This is a genomic window from Timaviella obliquedivisa GSE-PSE-MK23-08B (genome assembly GCA_019358855.1).
Lineage (GTDB): Bacteria > Cyanobacteriota > Cyanobacteriia > Elainellales > Elainellaceae > Timaviella > Timaviella obliquedivisa.
Genome location: JAHHII010000007.1, coordinates 118,287 through 135,443 on the forward strand (window position 1 = coordinate 118,287; position 17,157 = coordinate 135,443).

Annotated in this window: 14 protein-coding genes; 8 read left to right on the forward strand and 6 right to left on the reverse strand. The window is 48.4% G+C overall.

The features are described 5' to 3' along the window. Window positions 1-117 precede the first annotated feature (117 nt). From KME11_14200 to cysE, 3 genes are all read left to right on the forward strand, one after another. Window positions 118-2,169, forward strand: a complete 2,052-nt coding sequence (locus KME11_14200) for a sensor histidine kinase (GenBank protein ID MBW4516358.1) — start codon at window positions 118-120, stop codon at window positions 2,167-2,169. 64 nt (window positions 2,170-2,233) lie between these two features. Beyond that, entirely contained in the window at window positions 2,234-2,596 is a 363-nt protein-coding gene (locus KME11_14205; protein MBW4516359.1) for a resolvase, read from the forward strand. A 157-nt stretch (window positions 2,597-2,753) separates the two neighbouring features. After that, window positions 2,754-3,488: a serine O-acetyltransferase gene (cysE, locus tag KME11_14210; GenBank protein ID MBW4516360.1), complete on the forward strand. Its 735-nt coding sequence runs from the start codon at window positions 2,754-2,756 to the stop codon at window positions 3,486-3,488. Window positions 3,489-3,532: 44 nt separating this feature from the next. Here cysE and KME11_14215 read toward each other — a convergent pair whose 3' ends face one another. Together KME11_14215 and KME11_14220 are read right to left on the reverse strand one after the other, a co-directional pair. Further along, window positions 3,533-4,114: a pyridoxamine 5'-phosphate oxidase family protein gene (locus KME11_14215; protein ID MBW4516361.1), complete on the reverse strand. Its 582-nt coding sequence runs from the start codon at window positions 4,112-4,114 to the stop codon at window positions 3,533-3,535. 170 nt (window positions 4,115-4,284) lie between these two features. Next, window positions 4,285-5,349 (reverse strand): pentapeptide repeat-containing protein, encoded by a 1,065-nt coding sequence (locus KME11_14220; GenBank protein MBW4516362.1) that lies wholly within the window; start codon window positions 5,347-5,349, stop codon window positions 4,285-4,287. A gap of 150 nt (window positions 5,350-5,499) precedes the next feature. On the opposite strand from KME11_14220, the gene ybaK reads away from it, so the two are divergent. Continuing rightward, window positions 5,500-5,976, forward strand: coding sequence for a Cys-tRNA(Pro) deacylase (gene ybaK, locus KME11_14225; protein ID MBW4516363.1), 477 nt, complete (start codon window positions 5,500-5,502; stop codon window positions 5,974-5,976). 196 nt (window positions 5,977-6,172) lie between these two features. Here ybaK and thyX read toward each other — a convergent pair whose 3' ends face one another. Beyond that, complete coding sequence (thyX, locus tag KME11_14230) at window positions 6,173-6,898, reverse strand: FAD-dependent thymidylate synthase (protein MBW4516364.1); 726 nt, start codon at window positions 6,896-6,898, stop codon at window positions 6,173-6,175. 40 nt (window positions 6,899-6,938) lie between these two features. Continuing rightward, a complete protein-coding gene (locus tag KME11_14235) occupies window positions 6,939-7,796 on the reverse strand; it encodes a hypothetical protein (GenBank protein ID MBW4516365.1) in 858 nt (285 codons plus the stop codon). A gap of 223 nt (window positions 7,797-8,019) precedes the next feature. Between KME11_14235 and KME11_14240 the strand changes: the two genes are divergently transcribed. Continuing rightward, window positions 8,020-8,328 (forward strand): methylated-DNA--[protein]-cysteine S-methyltransferase, encoded by a 309-nt coding sequence (locus tag KME11_14240; GenBank protein ID MBW4516366.1) that lies wholly within the window; start codon window positions 8,020-8,022, stop codon window positions 8,326-8,328. Here KME11_14240 and KME11_14245 read toward each other — a convergent pair. Then, a complete protein-coding gene (locus KME11_14245; protein ID MBW4516367.1) occupies window positions 8,297-10,615 on the reverse strand; it encodes a CHASE2 domain-containing protein in 2,319 nt (772 codons plus the stop codon). The genes KME11_14240 and KME11_14245 overlap by 32 nt on opposite strands. A gap of 419 nt (window positions 10,616-11,034) precedes the next feature. Here KME11_14245 and glgB point away from each other — a divergent pair, with 419 nt between their 5' ends. Together glgB and KME11_14255 are read left to right on the forward strand one after the other, a co-directional pair. Further along, window positions 11,035-13,338 carry a 1,4-alpha-glucan branching enzyme gene (gene glgB / locus KME11_14250; protein MBW4516368.1) on the forward strand — a complete coding sequence of 768 codons (2,304 nt, stop codon included), beginning with the start codon at window positions 11,035-11,037 and terminating at the stop codon, window positions 13,336-13,338. Between the two features lie 189 nt (window positions 13,339-13,527). After that, window positions 13,528-14,010, forward strand: coding sequence for a sterol desaturase family protein (locus KME11_14255; GenBank protein ID MBW4516369.1), 483 nt, complete (start codon window positions 13,528-13,530; stop codon window positions 14,008-14,010). 13 nt (window positions 14,011-14,023) lie between these two features. Here the strand turns inward: KME11_14255 and gyrA are convergent, their stop codons facing one another. Beyond that, window positions 14,024-16,540, reverse strand: a complete 2,517-nt coding sequence (gyrA, locus tag KME11_14260; protein MBW4516370.1) for a DNA gyrase subunit A — start codon at window positions 16,538-16,540, stop codon at window positions 14,024-14,026. A 200-nt stretch (window positions 16,541-16,740) separates the two neighbouring features. On the opposite strand from gyrA, the gene KME11_14265 reads away from it, so the two are divergent. Then, window positions 16,741-17,139, forward strand: coding sequence for a response regulator (locus KME11_14265; GenBank protein MBW4516371.1), 399 nt, complete (start codon window positions 16,741-16,743; stop codon window positions 17,137-17,139). Window positions 17,140-17,157 lie beyond the last annotated feature (18 nt).

Consider the following 17,157-nt stretch of genomic DNA (forward strand, 5'->3'; position numbering starts at 1 on the left):
TTGCTGAATTCAGCAACGCCCTGATCGTATCAATGGATGATTGGTAAAACCTTATCCTGATTCAATAGACTGATGCAAGTTAAGCTTGATGCTATGGGTCTTAATGCATCTTTTCCTATGGTCTTTCCGTTGTTGCGCCCAGTTCTAAGCAAGATTTCTAGGAAAGTCTCTCTTCAGGTCATTCTTGCTTGTTTAGTGCTGCAAATTCCGGCAATGGTGGGGCTAACAGGCTATCTATCTTTCAAAAATGGTCAAGAAGCCGTCGATGATCTCGCGAATCAACTAACGAATAAAATTGGCGATCGTGTAGAACAGAAACTGAAAGACTACTTGATTGTTCCTCAATTAATCACTCGGCTTAATGCCAATCAGGTGCGCGCCGGAACGTTAGACCTCGACAATTTATCCGAAGTGCAACTCTACCTATGGCAACAGTTTCAGCAGTTTAACGATCTCAAATTCAACAACCCCACCTTTATCACTATTGCGACCGAAACAGGTAACTCTATTGGCATTGGCTATCGCCCTTTCAATCGCCTCGTCGTTGACATTCGAGATTTAAGCAAAGGTAAAAAAGTAGAGGTTTGGCGGCTCAATGACTGGGGCGATCGCGTCCGTCTCCGTCAAGTCTTTGCTAATTATGATCCGCGAAAGCAGCCTTGGTATCGAGCGGCTCTCGCAGCGGGCAAGCTGTTTTGGGTCAATCCATCCGTTGGCATAGGCGAGGACGATTTATTACTCTCCGTCGATCGCCCCCTCTACAATCGTCAAGGCAAGTTGGTCGGTGTTACTCATGCCGCCCTTAGCCTGAGTGATGTCAGTCATTTTTTGCGAAAGCTAGAGATTGGGCAAACAGGGCAGGTTTTCATCATGGAAACCAACGGGACCTTAGTGGGTACCTCCACATCTGAGAAAATTTTTTCTGGTAGCACCATTAAAAGTCAACGAGTTAATGCCTTAGAAAGCAAAAATTCTCTCACGCGCCAAACTGCTGGCTTTCTGGAGAAACGCTTCAATGGCTTTACAAGTATTAGTCGTCCCCTATCGGTTCAATTTAACGCTTCTGAAGATGGGCAAACCCATTTTGTTGCAGTCCGTCCCTTTCGGGATTACCAAGGATTAAATTGGTTGGTGGCGATCGTGATTCCTGAACAAGACTTTATGGGAAAAATTCACGAAAATACGCGCCACACGGTTTTGCTCTGTTTGGCGGCGCTGGGGGTTGCCGTTGCTGTGGCGATCGCGACTAGCCGTTGGATTGCTCGCCCCATTTTGCAACTCAGCGCTGCCGCCGAATCCCTTGCCCAAAATGACTGGCACTATCCCATCACCATTCAACGCTCTGACGAACTCGGCATCCTTGCTTCCTCTTTTCAACAAATGCGCGATGAACTACGGCGATCGCGCTTGCTGCTCGAGGAATATGCCTCTGGTCTGGAACAAAAAAACGAGAAACTCAGCACCCTGGAAGCCGAACTGCGCCAACAGCTTAATCTATTTCTGCACGCTGTCTCCCACGACCTTAGAAACCCAGTGATTGGCACCTCCATTGTGCTGAACAACCTCAATGCCCAGCCTGGAGAAGCGATCGCCGTTTCCCGCTTAGTGCTGCACCGCATGATTGACAGCAACCATCGGCAACTTGAACTGATCAATTCTCTTATTGACACGCACGCTGCCGAAATTTGGGGCATTACCCTCCACTGTCAAAGCCTGGTGCTGAGAGATCTGGTAGAATCTGCGATCGCCGACCTCCAGCCCCTGATTGAGCGAGAAAACGTCCTCCTCAAAAACCTTATTTCAACTGCACTTCCACTGATTCATGTAGACCCTCTTCAAATCGCCCGCGTCTACCAAAACCTGATCGCTAACGCCCTCAAACACAATCCCCCTGGAGTGATCCTCAACCTCCATGCCCAGCAAGTACCGGGCTGGATCAACTGCTCAGTCTCCGACAACGGCGCTGGCATCAGCCCAGAACAATGCGAAAAGATCTTCAACCCCTACTTTCGGGGCAACCCCCGAACAAAATCTGTTGGTTTAGGCTTAGGTCTTTATCTTTGCCAACAAATTGTGCAAGCCCATGGTGGTCGCATCTGGGTTGAAAGCCAGCTTGGGCAAGGAACCACCTTCTGGTTTACTCTTCCCATTGACAAGTTAGCAGCATGATACGCCTGAGTCTCACTATAATACAGAGCGTATTCCTAATCCCTTCTTTTAACGACCCAGAATGATGGACACCGAAGCCACAAATCCTCAAGGACTCATGACCATTGAGTCCCTTCAAAGAATTCTGAACCGCTCCCGCGCCTCGGTTTACCGCTATGCCAATACCGAATCTAACGACCTCAATCCGCCCTACAACCCTCAACGGCTCAACCCTGAACTCCGCCTCAACAAAGATGATCCCCTCTTGTTTCACCCCAATGAAGTTGCCCGCTTTGCCAAAGATGCTCTAGGTATCAAACAGGTCACCATTGAAGTTCAGCAACCCACCGAAACAGTTACTCAAGACTTGCTCCGAGAAATTTTGAATGAACTGCGAAAAGTCCGAGCGGTACTAGAAGCAGAGCGATCGCCAGCAGCGCCAAAATAAGCTCTGTTCAAAATTCGGTTTCCTTATTCGGTTCTACCTACTATCTAGAACTCCATCAACGCTAAGATAATTGAGGAGTTTGTAGGCTCACAATCTGTGAGGCTACTCACTTAATCACAGAACTTGCTAGACAGGGTAGTTATTTGTGCAAAAAACCATGCTCAAAACCTTAGCTGCTGATTTCCAAATTATCTTTGAACGTGACCCAGCGGCTCGGAGCAAGCTAGAGGTACTATTTTGCTATCCTGGCTTTCAGGCATTAATTTTCCATCGATTTGCTCACTGGCTGCATAAATTGCATCTGCCCTTAATTGCCCGTCTAACCTCTCATTTAGCGAGGTTTTTAACTGGCATTGAAATTCACCCTGGCGCTTCAATTGGGCAGGGAGTTTTTATTGATCACGGCATGGGCGTGGTTATTGGCGAGACGGCAATTATTGGCGACTATGCCTTGATTTATCAGGGAGTGACTTTGGGTGGAACGGGTAAAGAATGCGGTAAGCGGCACCCAACCTTGGGGGAGAATGTGGTCGTTGGAGCAGGCGCTAAGGTTTTAGGCAACATTCAAGTTGGCAATAATGCTCGAATTGGCGCCGGATCGGTAGTCCTGCGCGATGTGCCTGCTGACTGTACAGTGGTCGGGATTCCGGGTCGTATTGTCTACCGAGCAGGCGAACGAGTAGGGCCCTTAGAGCATGGCAGTATGCCTGACTCTGAAGCGCAAGTGATTCGGGCGTTGGTCGATCGCATTGAGGCGTTAGAGCAACAAGTCCAGGGTTTAAACCCGCCCGTTGCCCAACCCGAACTGGTCATGGCAGGCACCTCTCTACCGGCTCGCTGCCGCATTCAAGACAAAGTCTTTGAGCAGTTTTTTGACGGTTCAGGGATTTAATAGATTAGTCGTCTGATTGCTCAAAGATCTGATGAATTGCAGCTTTAAGGATTCACTTCTTCCATAGACCAGTCTTCTAGATGAGGCTCTTTTTTAGAGTAAAGATAACGATTTTGTGGATCGCCTCGTAGCTCTAAATGGTCAACTTGAGTCGGTTCTAGCAAGAGCAGGCAAAAGTTTGATAAGGGAGTCAGTGGCTCGGGAGTCGTTTGTTCAAGCGGCTGGGTTTTGGGCTGTTTAGGATGCGCCCAAGCAAACTGCGATCGCCCCGCGTCGGATAAATCGTGCCACAGCATTTTTCGAGCTTTCAGCAATGCTTCATCGCCATAATCTGCTGACACCACAATTAACTTCCCCAATATCCGAAACTGTTCGCGGGTTTTAGGAAAGTACCAGCAAATTTCTCCCCAAGGCTGAGCTTGAAGCTGATCTATTTTTTCACTGCGGCTATCTGCAACAAACCGTAGATGGTTAGTGTTTTCTAAAAAACCACGGAATACTATGGTGCGATTGGCAGGTCGCCCATCCATCCGGGCGGTTGCAAGCTGCATATAGCGAGCATAGGGGAGAGCACGATTACGATGAAGAGCGTGGGTTAGGGGCGATCGCCAGGGCGCTAAAGGCATAAAGGAAAAGTTAAAAGGTCAAAAACTCTAGTCAAAGGACAAGACACAATCAATATTTTTTTGTCCTATCGCTTTGCACTGATCAAACCGTGATTGCGCATGTCCGACCATAAAAATAAGTGCCCCGACAAAAACCACTGCAACTAACTTATCCACACTTATCATTCAATTTATCTCCTATACCCACTAGCGCCCAACGGCTCGTCAAGAATAGCCCCCCGTGCCTTTAAGTTGACCTTCTCTGTCGATTTCAGCCCAAAGTTATTGCTAAATCGAGCGCCTTTCACCAAAATAACGCTTAAATCTACTCCGCTAAAGTTTGCTCCATTCACTGTTGCTTCCCGAAAGTCTGCACCACTTAAATCTGCATGACTCAGGTCAGTATCATTCAGTTGAGCGCGCCCCAAACTTGCCCAGCTTAAATTGACGCTACTCAAATCAGCCCGGCTCAGCTTTGCCCAGCTTAAGTCTGCTGCACTCAGGTTGGCTCCACTCAGTTTGGCTTCCCGTAAGTCGGCTCCACTTAAGTCGGCTCCGCTGAGGTCAACTTCTCGCAGGTCGGAACCCCGCAAAACTGCCTCACATAAATCGGCATCACTCAAATCTACGCCTCGCAGATCGGCATTTTGGAGGTTGGCTCCGCGCAAAATTGCTTCTCGTAAAATGGCTCCTCGGAGGTCAGTGTCGCTCAGGTTAGCATCTCGCAGATCAACTCGACTTAAGTTTGCGTGGCTGAGGTTGGAGTAGCTTAAATCTGCGTCACTTAAATCAACTTTGCTCAGTACTGCCCAAAGAATGAAGAGCATGTTGGGGTTTGCCCAGAGGATGTATGCTCCTTCGGCATAGACCGAAACGCGGAGCGACCACAGGAGGGCTGCCCACACTAGAATAATGCCAATCAAGACGGCATTTCTAAGGTTAGTCCCGCGCAAGTCACCTTGGTTAAAACTGACCTCGCGCAAATTAATCCAGACTAAGATGCTCCAGATCAAATTTGCCCAAACTAGGATAATTCCGGGTACGCCTGCTGCGTTAAAAAATGTCCAAATAATGACAGCCCAACCAAAATTGGCACAAAGGAGCATATTGCCAATCAAATCGACTCGGGTTAGATCAACCCCTCTTAAATCAATGGCGTTAAATTTCTTCTTGCCTCTCCAAATCGCAAAACGAGTACTCAAGCCCCGGAGGAGTCTGGGCGATCGCGCTTTATAGTCAGTCTGGCTGTTATTCATAGAGATCCAGGAACGATGGGAGGGCTTAAGTTAAAAAATTATCAAGCTTTAGGATTCATCTGATGAATATCAATCGATCAGGCTGTTTATCGGCTTTATCTAGCTTCATACAACCATAACTTAGACCGAATCTATCGCTGCATTTTGCGTATGAAAACTAATGCTGTCCGTATCCTAGATAACCTGGGCATATCCTACCATCTCCTTTCTTATGAGGTTGACCCCAATGACTTAGCCGCCGAACAGACTGCCCTTAAGGTTGGCTTACCGCCAGAGCAACTCTTTAAAACATTAGTGGTGCGGGGCAATAGCATAGGAGTTTTGCTTGCGGTTATTCCCAGTCATTATCAACTCGATTTGAAGCGGCTGGCTAAGCTGACGGGCGATCGCAAAATAGACCCTGTTCCTCTCAAAGAAGTACAGTCGTTGACAGGCTACATTCGCGGTGGGGTCACAGCGTTAGCCTGTAAGCGGGAATATCCCGTTTACGTGGAAGAAGTGATTGCAGTATTTGACCAAATTGCGGTTTCTGCGGGAGCACGAGGACGGCTAGTGCAGCTTACCCCGGCTGATTATCTGCAAGCAGTTCACGGAAAATTAGGGTCAATTTCCATAGAAAAACCTTAGTTGCGGCTGACGCGACGAGGCGTAAAGAACACCCGACCTGCCAAGCTTTGAAAGTAGGTTGATCCAAGGGTGAAGAGGAAAAGGAAATAGGCGATCGCTCGGACAAGATAAGCCGTTCAGCTTATTCAAACAAGGCACTTAACAAAGTTCGGTTCATACCCTAATTCAGCAACGCCGAAAAAGATTGCAGTAGTGCTTAGGGTGATAGTTTTGCTTTCTTTAAGCGGTTTGCTTCGTACCAGGTGGCGATCGCTGGAACCCACTGCTTAAAAGGCTCCCACATTAACTCACAAAGCTGTTGCGCCTCCAGTTGAGCATCTAGTTTCCAGCGCAAATCTAACAAGTGCAACATCGATCGCACATTTGCTGACATGACCCAATGCTGCCGAACATCAAACGCAATCAACCCGCGTGCGTGTTCTTCTGAAAAGCCCTGGTTAATTCGCTCTTGATAACGCTTACAGCCCATCAAACACCACTCCAAATCTTGTTGCCGCAGTGCTTCAGTATATTCGTAGCGCTTGCCCTGGCGATCGCTGTACGCTCCTAAGGGACGCAGGTAAAACACCTCTTCAATATCTCGCTGACCGTCTACAACCTCAATAATTCGGTTTCCGGTATAGCGGAAAGACTGGACATCAAAAGAAATTCCGACGCGATGAGTTCGCATCTGTTGCATCGTCGAGTGGGGAAAGAAACCGCAGTTTAAGGTAATTTGCGGATGCTCCAGCGGTCCATAGTGTCCTCGGTTACCTGCCAACAGTTGCTTAACGACAACTTCGCCACTTTTGTCTTCAGAGGGGAAGCGATCGCGCTCTGCCCAGACAAATCCTTCTGCATAATCTTGATGCATTGCAGCATAGATAGTTTGCTGAGGGTTAGCAGTTTGAGAAATAACCTCGACAGTAAAAAAACGATCCATATATTCAACTCTCACAAAACCTTCAACTCTCACAAAACCTTTACTCTTCTATGATCTGTCGCATCGCTGTTACAGAAACTGCTTGCCGAGTTGCAGCATTCAATCGCCCTTGCCCCAGGCTTTGCAGCCCATCCAGCAGCGCGCTACAAACGCTCGGCTCAGTCTCCCGATTCAACATCAACCGAAAACAATCTGCCAGGTCAGCAGGCGATATTGAGTTTGAAGCAGGCGAAGCTTCTGTCAATTCGACCTGAAGCCGATGAGTAATCTGTCGAACCGCAATCAAACGCTTTAGCGGGTCGGCATCTGATAGACGATCCAAAAGGCTATCCAGCTGCTGGTCTTCTCTCAGACCTGCTGTCTCAAACTGCCGATTCAAGGTTTGCCAGGTTAGCAGTAGTAAAACTGTCAACGTGCCAAAGCCTTGCAGAATTACGCCTAAAGCCAACCAAGACCGCTCTGCTTCCAGCCAAATTCCTGTAGTGACATAAGCACTAAAAGCCGCAATCCCGCCACTGGCGATCGCCAATGTCAACGGACGATGAGAACCTGTCCACAGCCACCGCCAATCTATGTTAGGAATTTTCCATTGTCCTTGCTGTGCCAAATAGATAACTACAAGGACTACGATCCCAATAGCCAGCGCCAGCACCAACTGCCAGTTCCAAATCAGCAGTGCAACCACAATCGCAGCGCCCCAAAGCTGCTCTGGAGAAAACCAGCCTTGTCTTAAAAAGCGACCCAGCCGCCGAAACTCTCTGGAATCCGCGATATGGAGAGAGGCGGATTCAAGCCAATGAACGAATTGTTGCAACTGTGAAGAAGCCTGTGACACGATGCCAAATAACCAAGAGGGAACTGCCTTTAGAGCATACCAGAGGAACCGAAATCTAGACATGACAGAACAGATTCGGTTAGGTTAGGGGGTTGCGTGAAAATAACACCCCAATGGGATGCATTGACTTATCAGCCCCCTAAATCCCCCATTCTGGGGCAGGACTTCCGAACCTGTCAAAGTCCCCCAGAATGGGGGATTTAGGGGGCGGTTCGGGGCGTTATTTAATTGCAACTCCCTTAACTGTTCTACAAGTCCTCCTGCAAATTTCCTTTTGTGTCAAGTTGTGTCAAGCTACCCCGCTATCTACAGAGTCGTTCGCCAAATTCCCTATGGCAAAGTGGCAACCTATGGGCAAGTTGCAGAATTAGCCAATCTCCCTCGCCGAGCCAGGCTGGTGGGCTATGCATTGTTTCGGGTAGACATTAGCTCTGATGTGCCCTGGCACCGGGTGATTAATGCTAAAGGTGAAATTTCAGAGTCGCCCTTTCGTCAGGGTGGAGACTACTTGCAGCGATCGCGCTTAGAATCTGAAGGTGTTGAATTTAGCCCTCAAGGAAAAATCAATCTACAGAAACATCAATGGCGGCCGTAGCGATCGAGGGCTGAAAAAATGCGTAACAATTCTTGCCCTTCTTTTTGGCTTGGTACATGGCTGTATCTGCCTGGTTGAGCAAACTCTTCATTTCCTGATCTTCCCCTTCTCTCTCTCCCGCATTGTAGTTAGCAAAACAGTCGTTGGGATAGATGCTGATGCCAATACTTGCAGAAATCGACATTGCCTTGCTATCAAACACAAAGCTTTGATTCAGCGTCAATAAAATCTTTTCAGTGACTCGACAAACTGTTGATACACTCGGAATATTGGGAAGAATTGCCACAAACTCATCGCCTCCTAGCCGCGCCACAGTGTCGCTACTGCGCAGACAATTTGTTAGACGGTGAGCAACTGCTTTAAGCAATGAATCGCCTACTTGATGACCATGGGCATCATTGACCTGCTTAAAACCATCTAAATCTAAAAATAAAAGCGCAACCAAATGACCTTGCTCCCTCGCCCGATCCAAAGATTGCTGGAGTTGCTCGTGGAAGTGCTTGCGGTTGGGTAAGTTTGTTAAATGATCATGGTGGGCGATATGAGACAACAGATCCGTTGCTTTTGCCAGTTCAGAGTTAGAACGCACTAGTTCTTCTGCGGTACTCCGTAGCGCTTCCTCCATCTGTTTCCGATGGGTAATATCTCGAATGACTCCGACCAGAAACAAATCGCCTGCCGTGTTTTGGTAGAGCGATCGCTTGGTTGCGACTAAATAGGTTTTTCCTTGAGCATTGGTTAGCTCCTCCTCGCACTCTTGCTCCACTCGGCTGTCAAAGGTCAGTTCATCCTGTTGCCAAAAATGTGCCGACTGCTGAGGAGGAAAAAAGTCTTGATCAACTTGATTGATCATCGTCTCGCGCGATCGCCCAATAAAGCTACAGTAAGCATCGTTGACAATGACCCAATGATGTCGCTGATCTTTAACATACACAGGGTCGGGAATTGTGTTGATGATAGAGCCGAAAAACTCTTTAGACTTTTTCAATTCTTCTCGCAAACAAGAAAAGTACGCTGTCACCCCTGCCGCCGAACCAATCAGAGCCACCAGAGGCGGCACCAGGGGCAACCACCAGCCCCACTGAAACGCCAAATTACAGAAACCAAATAAGCCCGTACCTGCCAGCAGTATCCCAGCGGCAGCTTTTTGAGGGGCTCGAATTTTCCAACTCAAGAAGGCTCCTATCCATGACCAGCCTAAAATCCATGACCATTCCATCGGGTCATCCCAGAACCGAATCAGCGATCGCCCATCTAACACAGCACTTAAAATCTGGCTCACGAACTGCCCTTGTAGCTCTACCCCCGACATGCGCTCAGCATTGCCGCCTTTGCGGCTGCTATGGGAAGTCAAGAAAAAATCATTAGAACTTTGAGCAGTACTCCCTAATAAAACAATGCGATCGCTTAGTAAATTCGTCATCTGCTCCTGGCTCTGAGGCGATCGGTTCGATGCCAAGAGTTCTGATAAAGATACTTGCTTGAACGGTGATACCTGATGCTTGATCGGCAAAGAACTGCGAGGATTCGCCAAGATCTGATAACCCCTCAGCGCGTCAGCATTGATATACGCGCCATCATTAGGATTGAGGGGAGGAAACTCTACACCCTTTAACTGGGTATGTTTCGAGCGGTTCACCTTCAGCCTAACGTTATCAGGCTCTAAATACTTCAACACCAGTTTTAAGGCAAAACTTTGATGAACAGGCTGACCTGTGGGCTTAATGAATAGCGTGTTCCTTCTCACTAACCCATCTAAATCAATGACCACATTGTTAAAGCCGACTTGCTGTTTTGCCTTTAACTCAGGTGGAGGCATAACGGCCGCAAAATCTGAGTCGGAAAGGGTTTCTATGCCAATCAATTGAGGGGTATTTTGAAAAATTTCTTTTAATTGCTTAGAGCCAGGGGGAACTGGGAGATCTCGGTAAATATCTAAGCCAATGGCTCTAGGCTGACGGATCTTAATCAGAGTCAAAACTTCTGCTAACCGTTGATCTGAAAGCACTCCACCTATGCCCAACCGCTGAAGATCAGCGTCATCAATACTGACTAACACAATCCGGTTATCTTGAGGCTCTAAGGAACGCCTCTGAAAAAGCTGATCATAGGCAGTCAACTCGAATAACTGAAAAACACCAAACCCTCGCAGCACAATTACTGCTCCAGCGACTCCAATTGCAATTCTGCTCAGCCAACGACCCTTGCGGTATCTGCGAAGCAGCGCACTCCAAAACCATTTACTCAGCCGTTTTCGGGAAGCTGAGGCTTGAACTATTTGCGCCATATTTAGAGGCAAAAACGGAATTTCAGGACACTTATAATGGAATACATAGAGCCTCTGCTAGGGAGTTAAAACCGTGAAACCACGGGTTTTCTCCGGCTACCTGGGCTTTTTTTAGAGGAGCGAGCCAGAAAAACCTGCGGTCAAAGAGGCTTTGAATGGTAAGCTAATCGCAACACTTTGTTAAAGTTTGTAATGAGTTGTATATAAAAGCTGACAACGAGGTAGACGCATTTCGCTATCATGCTTTTTGGCGATCGTACTTATATATTAGAAAACTATCTGCAGTGTGATCTCAGATGCATTTTGTCAGCTTAAACTAATGCGAATTGCATAGCACGTCAGTAGCACGTTAATAGATTTTCTGGGAAATTCAATCCCCACCCTGCCCCTTAAATAACTTGTTTAGATAGGTAATTCTCATGACCATGACCGTCACTCCAGAGCAGATCGAACGGATTGTTTGGAACCAGCACCACGACCCGTTTGAAGTCCTGGGCCCTCACCTCATTGAGCAGGAGGGTAAGTCAGTCTGGGTGATTAGGGCTTACTTGCCCCATGCCGATGAGGCTTGGGTCGTTTGCCCCGAAACACGGGAAGAGTTTCCCATGCATCAGATTCATGATCCTCATTTCTTTGAATGTGTTCTAGGGGTTGAAACGCTTAGCAATTATCAATTTCGCGTTAAAGAAGGTGAGCATGAGCGGGTCATGTACGATCCCTATGCCTTTCGATCGCCCCTCATGACCGACTTTGATGTTCACTTATTTGCCGAAGGTAATCATCATCGCATCTATGAAAAATTAGGGGCACATGTTACCCAGCGAGAAGGGGTTCAAGGTGTTTACTTTGCAGTTTGGGCACCCAACGCTCGCAACGTTTCCCTCCTAGGCGACTTTAATAACTGGGATGGTCGTCAGCACCAGATGCGTCTACGCGATGGCGGCATTTGGGAACTGTTTATCCCAGGCTTAGACGTGGGCACTCACTACAAATACGAAGTTAAAAACCAAGCCGGACACATTTATGAAAAGTCCGATCCTTTTGGGTTTCAGCAAGAAGTGCGTCCCAAAACAGCCTCGATCGTAGCAAATCTAGATGACTATCAATGGCAAGACAGCGAGTGGATGGAAACCCGCCGCCACACAGAACCGTTAGTTCAACCTGTCTCGGTTTACGAAGTCCATCTGGGTTCCTGGCTTCATGGTTCTGCATCTCAACCTGGATTAGATGTACAGGGCAACCCTGTTGCTCCCGTAATTGTGGCAGACCTTAAGCCCGGCGCACGGTTCCTGACTTATCGTGAACTTGCCGATCGCCTCATTCCCTACGTCAAAGAGATGGGCTTTACCCATATTGAAATCCTTCCGGTTGCTGAACATCCTTTTGACGGCTCTTGGGGCTATCAAGTCACGGGCTACTATGCCGCTACCTCTCGTTTCGGTAGTCCTCAAGACTTGATGTACTTCATTGATCAATGCCACCAAAACGGCATTGGCGTGATTGTAGACTGGGTTCCGGCTCACTTCCCCAAAGATGGACATGGGCTGGCTAACTTTGATGGCACCCACCTCTACGAACATGCTGACCCCCGGAAAGGTGAGCATAAGGAGTGGGGCACCCTAGTCTTCAACTATTCCCGTAACGAAGTTCGTAACTTCTTGGTGGCAAACGCGCTGTTCTGGTTTGATAAGTACCACATTGATGGGGTTCGCGTTGATGCTGTAGCCTCTATGCTTTACCTCGACTATTGCCGTAATCCAGGTGAGTGGGTCACCAACCAATACGGCGGTCGAGAAAACATCGAGGCTGCCGACTTCTTGCGCCAACTCAACCATGCCATCTTCAGCTACTTCCCTGGCGTACTCAGCATTGCCGAAGAATCGACTGATTGGCCTATGGTGTCTTGGCCGACCTACCTGGGTGGGCTAGGCTTTAACTTGAAGTGGAACATGGGCTGGATGCACGACATGTTGGATTATTTCCATATGGATCCTTGGTTCCGACAGTTCCATCAAAACAATGTCACGTTCAGCATTTGGTACGCCTTCAACGAAAACTTTATGTTAGCGCTCTCCCATGATGAAGTCGTGCATGGTAAAAGCCCGATGATTGGCAAAATGCCCGGAGATGAATGGCAGAAGTTTGCCAATCTCCGCTGCTTGTACACTTTCATGTTCACCCATCCTGGCAAGAAAACGCTGTTTATGAGCATGGAGTTTGGGCAGTGGAGTGAGTGGAATGTGTGGGGTGATCTGGAGTGGCAGTTGCTGCAAAACTCTGCTCATCAAAACCTTAAATACTGCATCAGTAAGCTTAACCACCTCTATCGCACCGAGCCAGCGCTTTATACTCAAGAGTTTTCACAAGATGGCTTTGAGTGGGTAGATTGTACTGATAACCGTCATAGCGTGGTGTCTTTCATTCGGCGGGCAAAAGATTCTGAGGAGTTTATTGTGACGGTGTGTAATTTTACACCTCAACCTCATTCTCACTACCGAGTTGGTGTGCCTGAGCTAGGGTTTTACACCGAGCTCTTTAACAGCGATGCCCGTGAGTATGGGGGTAGCAATATGGGTAACCTTGGTGGTAAATGGGCTGAAGAATGGTCGTTCCATAATCGTCCTTACTCGATCGATTTATGCTTGCCGCCTTTGGGTGTGTTGGTGTTAAAGATCGATCGCCAAAAAACACTTGAAGCAACTCAGTTAAAGCCTGCTGAATAGGCTTTAGAGGGTTTTATCCTCATTCAAAACTTTTCTCCTATTCGAGGGAGAGAAGTTGGAATCAACGCTGAAAAACGGTAGACAGTTTCTCTCTCTGACCCTTCTGCGCTGAACTCTTGAGCGAGAACCGTTAAAATACTGAGAATAGTCTTTGTATTTTTGGGTGTGGGGAAAGTTATGGCTATGTGGATGGTTGCGATCGCCTGTTTTATAGCTGCATTTATTCTGGCAAGCCTAGTCGAGTATTGGCTGCATCGCCTCATGCACGTCTCGCCCAAAATTGGCGAACGCCACCGCGACCATCACCGTCGCAATGAAGGGCAGGGCGTTCTGTGGGAGTTTTTAGACTACGTTAAGGGCAGCATCATTGTCATGTGCCTGGTGTTTTTTGTGTCTTGGCAGGCAGGACTGGGCTGGTTTTTGGGAGCATTATCCTTTGCTGCCTTCTCAGCATATGCCCACCAGCTTCAGCATGAAAATCCGGCAAAGGTATTTTGGATGAAGATGCCCGTGCATTATGTTCATCACAAATACGGGATGTGGCACCACAACTTTGGTCTGGCTGTGGATTGGTGGGATCACGTTTTTGGAACTTATAAACTGGTGGAATGGAATACTGAGGAGGAGCAAAACCGTCCAGCGCTAGGTTACTTAGAATTGCGCTGGTGGTAGGTTTGAGGGTTTTTTAATCTACTACGGGTTCAATATCAGCGATCGCCACTTCCTTCACCACTTCTTGTTTGTTTAACTTGAGCAAGCGATCGCCCTTCCCTTCTCTGCCCTGTTGAGGAATTGCCTCAATGGGGTTTTTCATCATGCGGTCTTCACTGGTCATAAACGTGACTTCAGTGTCGGGAAACGCCGGGGCGATCGCTGCCAGAGCATCGGTTTTCAGGGCAAATTGCATCCCCTGAATCCCTAAGTCTCCTCGCTTGATGGTGCGTACCAGCTTCACCTGCATTCGCTTCGCATAGCCTTGGGCAGACACCAGCAACATTTCGTCTTCAGTGCCCAAAGCCACACAGCCGACCAAGGCTTCTTGCTTCCGCAACCGCACAATTTGTATCCCTTGCGCCGCCCGACCCATCACCGGAATTTGCTCATCATCAACCTGAAACCGCAAGATCCGTCCACCCGTCGTGGCAATCACCCACTGATCGCCCACCTGGACTTGAATGGCATAGGCTAATTCGTCATCTTCTTTGACTTTTGTAGCCGTTAAACCTCGTCCGCTGAGGTTCGTAAATTCTGATAGAGCGACCCGCTTAATCCGTCCCTGTTGTGTCAGCATTGCCAAATACCATCCTTTCAAGTCCTCCGGGTCGCTAGGCAAAACAAATTGCGCGACAACCGTTTCAGCTTCACCCTGCGTGGTGGGGAGAAGTGTAACCGTAGGAGTTCCGCTAGACTGGCGCGGCGTTAAGGGAATATCGCCAACATTGATGGTGTAGGCTTTGCCGCTGCGGGTCAGGACTAAGAGTTGCTGCTTTTCGATCGCCCGATGCATTTCAGTTGTAAAATCATCGCTTTCCACTAACTTGCCCATGGGCAGTTCCTCTAGCTTCGACTGCTGCCGCTTTTGAAATGCCTTAGGGGTAAAGCGACGCACATAGCCGCGTTGCGTGATCTCAACGATCGTTTCCTCTGCCACCAATTCTTCAGCCGCAATTTCAGCAAGTTGAGCCGTTTCGGTCGCGCGTTCAGTGGCAGTCAAAATCCGGGTGCGGCGCGGGTCGGCGTATTTGCGTTTGAGCGATCGCAAATCTTTTTTTAAGGACTTCAGCAACTCTTTACGGTTGTCGAGCAGCGTGTGCAGTTCCTCCATGCGCCGGCTTATTTCTTCAAACTCGGTCTGAAGATTTTGCCGCTCTAATCCAGTCAACCGACGGAGGGGCATTGAAAGAATGGAATCGGCTTGGCGATCGCTAAACTCCAACTGCTCTTTCATTTGTATTTTCGCCGTTGTCCCATCTGGGGCATTGCGCAAAATATGAATGACCCGATCCAAATTTTCTAGCGCCAACAACTGCCCTTCTAAAATATGGGCGCGCCCTTCAGCTTTCTCTAGCTCATGGGAATATTGCCGAGTGAGGGTTTCTTCGCGGAAGTCGAGGAAGGTTTGCAATAGCTCTCGCAGCGGCAACTGGCGGGGCTGACCGTTGACGATCGCCAGCATAATCACCCCAAAGTTACTTTGCAGCGGCGTGAGTTTATAAAGCGTATTCAGCACTACCGCAGGCTGGGCATCACGCTTTAGCTCAATGACCACGCGCATTCCATCGCGATCGCTCTCATCTCGAATATCAATAATTCCTTCAATTCTGCCCTGATTTGTCAAGTCAGCAATTTTTTCAATCCAGCTTGCCTTATTCACCTGAAACGGTAGCTCGGTGACCACAATTGCCATCCGCCGCTGTCGTCCTCGCCCCGTTACTTCTTCTAGAGCCGCAACTCCTCGCACCGGAATACTGCCTCGCCCAGTCGTGTAAGCATCCTGAACGCCCTCCAGACTCAAGATTTCACCGCCCGTAGGAAAATCCGGCGCGGGAATCAGCCGGAACAAATCAGCATCGGGCAAGTCTGGACGATCAATCAGGGCAACTAAACCATCGACCACTTCGCCCAAATTGTGGGGCGGAATATTGGTCGCCATGCCGACTGCAATCCCAGAACAACCGTTCAGTAGCAAGAAGGGCAACTGAGCGGGTAGAACGATCGGTTCTTGCTGGGAATTATCAAAGTTCCCAGTAAAGTCAACGGTCGCTTCTCCAATCTCGTTCAGCAAGCCTTCATTACCCACTGATGCCAGCCGCGTCTCGGTGTACCGCATTGCCGCCGGAGGGTCATCGTCCACTGAGCCAAAGTTGCCGTGCCCCTCTAATAACGGGTAACGGCTGGAGAAGTCCTGCACCATTCGCACCAGGGCATCGTAAACCGACTGATCGCCGTGAGGGTGATATTTACCCAGTACATCTCCGACGACACGGGCGCATTTACGATAGGGGCGATCGGGCGTTAAACCCAACTCATGCATGGCGTACAAAATCCGTCTGTGCACGGGTTTGAGTCCATCTCGCACATCGGGTAGCGCTCGCCCCACAATGACACTCATGGCATACTCCAGATAAGACTGTTGTACTTCAAGGTGTAATGCGGTCGGAATCACCTGCCCTGCGGGGAGAATGCTTAATTGGTCAGCCATGAGATCGGGTTCCTGAAGATTAAAAAAGTGGAGAAGACGAAGCGAATGAGAAGCTTAAAGGGTAAAGTGAGCGTTCCTGTTTTTTTAACAGGTTGTTTTAACAGTAATATCGTAGGCTTATGAATAGGCATCTAACTGTAGATTGATTGATAAAAAACTAGCAAAGTACAGCATTTTGAGATTGAACAGGTAGACAGCTTATGAAGACGGTTCTGATAGTAGAAGATGATTTGATTAACGCACGCGTGTTTTCCAAGATTTTGACGAAACGGGCTGGGCTGGAAGTTAAGCATACTGAAAACGTGGATGAGGTGATGAAAATTGCCCAATCGCGGGAAGTAGACTTGATATTAATGGATGTTTCGCTCTCTCATAGCGTTTATCAGGGTAAGCCAGTCGATGGTATTCGGATTACGCAAATGTTGAAAGCCGATCCAGAAACCGCTAGTTTGCCTATTATTTTAGTAACCGCTCACGCTATGGAGGGCGATCGCGAGAACTTCCTGTTACAAAGCGGTGCAGATGATTACATCTCTAAGCCTGTAGTGGATCATCAACAATTTGTGGATCAAATCGTGGCATTGCTCCCTCAAGCGTAAGTTGTTTTAGAAGTCATC

What these genes read in the sequence shown, in the direction of transcription:
- KME11_14205 (MBW4516359.1), top strand. Translation starts at nt 2,234, where the DNA reads ATGGACACCGAAGCCACAAATCCTCAAGGACTCATGACCATTGAGTCC.
- KME11_14220 (MBW4516362.1), bottom strand. Translation starts at nt 5,349, where the DNA reads ATGAATAACAGCCAGACTGACTATAAAGCGCGATCGCCCAGACTCCTC.
- ybaK (MBW4516363.1), top strand. Translation starts at nt 5,500, where the DNA reads ATGAAAACTAATGCTGTCCGTATCCTAGATAACCTGGGCATATCCTAC.
- KME11_14215 (MBW4516361.1), bottom strand. Translation starts at nt 4,114, where the DNA reads ATGCCTTTAGCGCCCTGGCGATCGCCCCTAACCCACGCTCTTCATCGT.
- thyX (MBW4516364.1), bottom strand. Translation starts at nt 6,898, where the DNA reads ATGGATCGTTTTTTTACTGTCGAGGTTATTTCTCAAACTGCTAACCCT.
- gyrA (MBW4516370.1), bottom strand. Translation starts at nt 16,540, where the DNA reads ATGGCTGACCAATTAAGCATTCTCCCCGCAGGGCAGGTGATTCCGACC.
- KME11_14255 (MBW4516369.1), top strand. Translation starts at nt 13,528, where the DNA reads ATGGTTGCGATCGCCTGTTTTATAGCTGCATTTATTCTGGCAAGCCTA.
- KME11_14265 (MBW4516371.1), top strand. Translation starts at nt 16,741, where the DNA reads ATGAAGACGGTTCTGATAGTAGAAGATGATTTGATTAACGCACGCGTG.
- KME11_14245 (MBW4516367.1), bottom strand. Translation starts at nt 10,615, where the DNA reads ATGGCGCAAATAGTTCAAGCCTCAGCTTCCCGAAAACGGCTGAGTAAA.
- KME11_14200 (MBW4516358.1), top strand. Translation starts at nt 118, where the DNA reads ATGGTCTTTCCGTTGTTGCGCCCAGTTCTAAGCAAGATTTCTAGGAAA.
- cysE (MBW4516360.1), top strand. Translation starts at nt 2,754, where the DNA reads ATGCTCAAAACCTTAGCTGCTGATTTCCAAATTATCTTTGAACGTGAC.
- KME11_14235 (MBW4516365.1), bottom strand. Translation starts at nt 7,796, where the DNA reads ATGTCTAGATTTCGGTTCCTCTGGTATGCTCTAAAGGCAGTTCCCTCT.
- glgB (MBW4516368.1), top strand. Translation starts at nt 11,035, where the DNA reads ATGACCATGACCGTCACTCCAGAGCAGATCGAACGGATTGTTTGGAAC.